The sequence below is a fragment of the Amycolatopsis sp. cg13 genome, from assembly GCF_041346965.1.
GTDB lineage: Bacteria > Actinomycetota > Actinomycetes > Mycobacteriales > Pseudonocardiaceae > Amycolatopsis.
Genome location: NZ_CP166848.1, coordinates 174,966 through 177,998 on the forward strand (window position 1 = coordinate 174,966; position 3,033 = coordinate 177,998).

The window sequence follows — 3,033 nt, forward strand, 5'->3', positions numbered from 1 at the left end:
GGCCACGTGATTCCTCGTTTAGGCACACCGTTGCAGAGAGAAGGCGGGCAGATGAACTTTCACCTGAAGTCGTACCTGAGCGGCAAAATAGCCGAGGACGTGGCCGAGGGCAAGCGCGATTTCCTCGAGATCGGCCGTCGTTCCGGGGATTACCCCATGGCCACCGCCCGGCGGGACGGGGTGGATTCGGAAGTCAGCGTCTGGTGCAGCAACGACTACCTGGGGATGGGGCAGAACCGCCAGGTCGTCGCGGCCGTGCAAGCGGCGATCGACTTGCACGGCGTCGGCTCCGGCGGTTCCCGGAACATCGGCGGGAACAACCACTACCATGTCCTGCTGGAAAACGAACTGGCGGACCTGCACGGCAAGGAAGCCGCGCTCCTTTTCGTGTCGGGATACACGGCCAACGAAGGCGCCCTCACCGTGCTGGCGAGCATGCCGAAAGACACCGTCGTGTTCTCCGACGCGAAAAACCACGCGTCGATCATCGACGGTCTCCGGCACAGCGGTGCGAAGAAGCACGTCTTCAGGCACAACGACGTGGCCCATCTGGAGGAGTTGATCGCCGCCGCTCCCGCGGACTGCCCGAAGCTGATCGTCGTGGAATCGGTCTATTCCATGTCGGGCAACGTCGCACCGCTGGCCGCGATCGCCGACATCGCGGACAAGTACGGCGCCACGACCTTCGTCGACGAGGTCCACGCGGTCGGCATGTACGGGCCGCAGGGCGCCGGGATCGCCGCGCAGGAGGGCATCGCCGACCGGTTCACGGTCGTCATGGGCACCTTGGCGAAGGGTTTCGGAACGGTCGGCGGCTACATCGCGGGACCGGCCGCCCTGGTGGACGCGGTGCGGACCTATGCGCGCTCGTTCGTCTTCACCACCTCGCTGCCGCCGGCGATCGCGGCCGGTGCGATGGCGTCGGTTCAGTACCTGCGGTCCTCCGACGTCGAGCGAAAGCTTCTCTCGGAGAACGCGCGGCTGCTGCACAGCCTGCTGATCGAGGCCGACATCCCGTTCCTTTCGACCGATTCCCACATCGTTTCGGCCTTCGTGGGCGACGACGAACTGTGCAAGCGGGCGTCCCGGATGCTGTTCGAGCGGTACGGGATCTACGTCCAGTCCATCAACGCCCCCAGCGTGCCCGCGGGGGAGGAGATCCTGCGGATCGCGCCGTCCGCCGTGCACCACCAGAACGACGTCGAGCACTTCGCCCGCGCGCTTCGCGAAATCTGGCAGGAATTGAACATCCCCGCGGCCACCGCCCGGGACTGGGCCGTGTCCGGGTTTCGCGGCGGCGCCGTGCCTGCCGCGGCCGGCGGACTCCTGCCGTAATGACCACGTCAGTCGCCGCCGTGCTGGCCGACGCCGCGGCGCGGCGGCCCCGCCACTCAGCCGTGATCTACGAGTCCGAGCACTTCAGCTACGAGTGGCTGTGGGAACAGGCGCGGCGCTACGCTTCCGCGCTGCGTGCCAACGGAGTGCGGCCGGGCGACCGGGTCGCGCTGCTCCTGGCCGACACCCCGCAGTTCCCGGTGGCGTACTTCGGTGCGCTGGCCGCGGGAGCCGTGGTGATCCCGCTGAACGCCCTGTCCGCCGCGGCGGAGATCGATCACGTGCTGACCGACTCCGCCGCGCAGTTCCTGGTGTGTGCCGCCGCCCTGGTCGTCCAGGCGGCAGAAGCGGCGGAACGGCTCGGCACGGTGCTCTTCACCGTCGGCCCGGGCCCGGCGGGCACGGTCGACCTGGAGAACACCGCGAGCGAGACGGAGCCGGTCGACGACGCGGCGCCGCGGAATGCCGACGACATCGCGGTCGTGTTCTACACGTCCGGCACGACGGGAAAGCCGAAAGGGGTGATGCTCACCCATCGGAACATTCTGTACAACGTCGAGAAGATGGTCGTCGACCCGTACGCGTTCAGCAGTGCCGACGTGCTGCTCGGATGTTTGCCGCTGGCGCACAGCTTCGGTCAGATCTGCGTCCTGCTCACCGGTTTCCGTGCCGGTATTTCCATCGTCCTGATGTCGAGGTTCTCCGAACGGGCGGCGCTGGCACTCATGAGGGAACACCGGTGCACGGTATTCATGGGCGTGCCGACGATGTACGTCAAATTGCTGGACGCGGTGGCCAACGGCGAGCAAGTTCCTCGGCTCGACCGCGTGTACAGCGGGGGATCGGCGCTTCCCTCCGCAATCCGGGAGGACGTCCAGGCCGCATTCGGATGTCCGGTCTACGAGGGCTACGGGGCGACCGAAACCTCGTGCAGCGTCGCCTATCACCACCCCGGTCTGCCCTTCCGGCCCGAGACGGTCGGAGTGCCGATCAACGACATCGCTGTCGGCATCGCGCGACCGGAAGCGGGCCGGATCGACCTGCTTCCCGCCGGCGAGGTGGGCGAGATCGTGGTGAGCGGCCCGACGGTCATGGCCGGCTATCTCGGCCTGCCGGACCTCACCGCCGAGACGGTGGTGGACGGCTGGTTCCGCACGGGGGATCTGGGCAGGCTGGACGAGGACGGCTACCTCTCGGTCGTCGGCCGCAAGAAGGACTTGATCCTGCGCGGCGGCTACAACGTCTATCCGCGCGAGATCGAGGAGATCCTCCTCGGGCACCCGGCCGTGGCGCAGGTGGCGGTGATCGGCGTTCCGCATCCGGCGCTCGGCGAGGAGGTGTGGGCGATCGTCGTCCCCGCCCGGCCGGAGGACGCGACCGCCGGCGCGGGCGAATCGATCGTCGAATGGGGAAAGCAGCGGCTCGCCGCCTACAAATACCCCCGCCGGGTCGAGTTCGCCGATGCTCTCCCGACCGGGGGAAGCGGAAAAGTGCTCAAGCGGGAGCTGGTCTCCCGCTACGCCGGGACCACTGTCTGACCGAATTGTTCTTCCTGTTCCTGAGAGCAACTTGCTGTTTCTGGGGAAATTCATCGCTCGCGGCCGATCGCGGCGTGAATCGGTGGCGCCCGCGCACGACCGCGGGCGCCACGCCTCCGCCCAGACTTCGTGACGCGACAAGAGGTAGGGCAGCTCAACC

2 protein-coding genes are annotated in these 3,033 nt (G+C 67.6%); both read left to right on the top strand.

What is annotated here, in order from left to right; genetic code table 11:
* Positions 1 to 51: 51 nt before the first annotated feature.
* Positions 52 to 1,335: a 5-aminolevulinate synthase gene (gene hemA / locus AB5I40_RS00720; RefSeq protein ID WP_370936453.1), complete on the top strand. Its 1,284-nt coding sequence runs from the start codon at positions 52 to 54 to the stop codon at positions 1,333 to 1,335.
* Positions 1,335 to 2,873 (top strand): AMP-binding protein, encoded by a 1,539-nt coding sequence (locus AB5I40_RS00725; protein ID WP_370936454.1) that lies wholly within the window; start codon positions 1,335 to 1,337, stop codon positions 2,871 to 2,873. Before hemA ends, AB5I40_RS00725 begins: the two co-directional genes overlap by 1 nt.
* Positions 2,874 to 3,033: the final 160 nt, after the last annotated feature.

Coding starts and splice junctions, on each gene's coding strand:
- hemA (WP_370936453.1), top strand. CDS start 52: ATGAACTTTCACCTGAAGTCGTACCTGAGCGGCAAAATAGCCGAGGAC.
- AB5I40_RS00725 (WP_370936454.1), top strand. CDS start 1,335: ATGACCACGTCAGTCGCCGCCGTGCTGGCCGACGCCGCGGCGCGGCGG.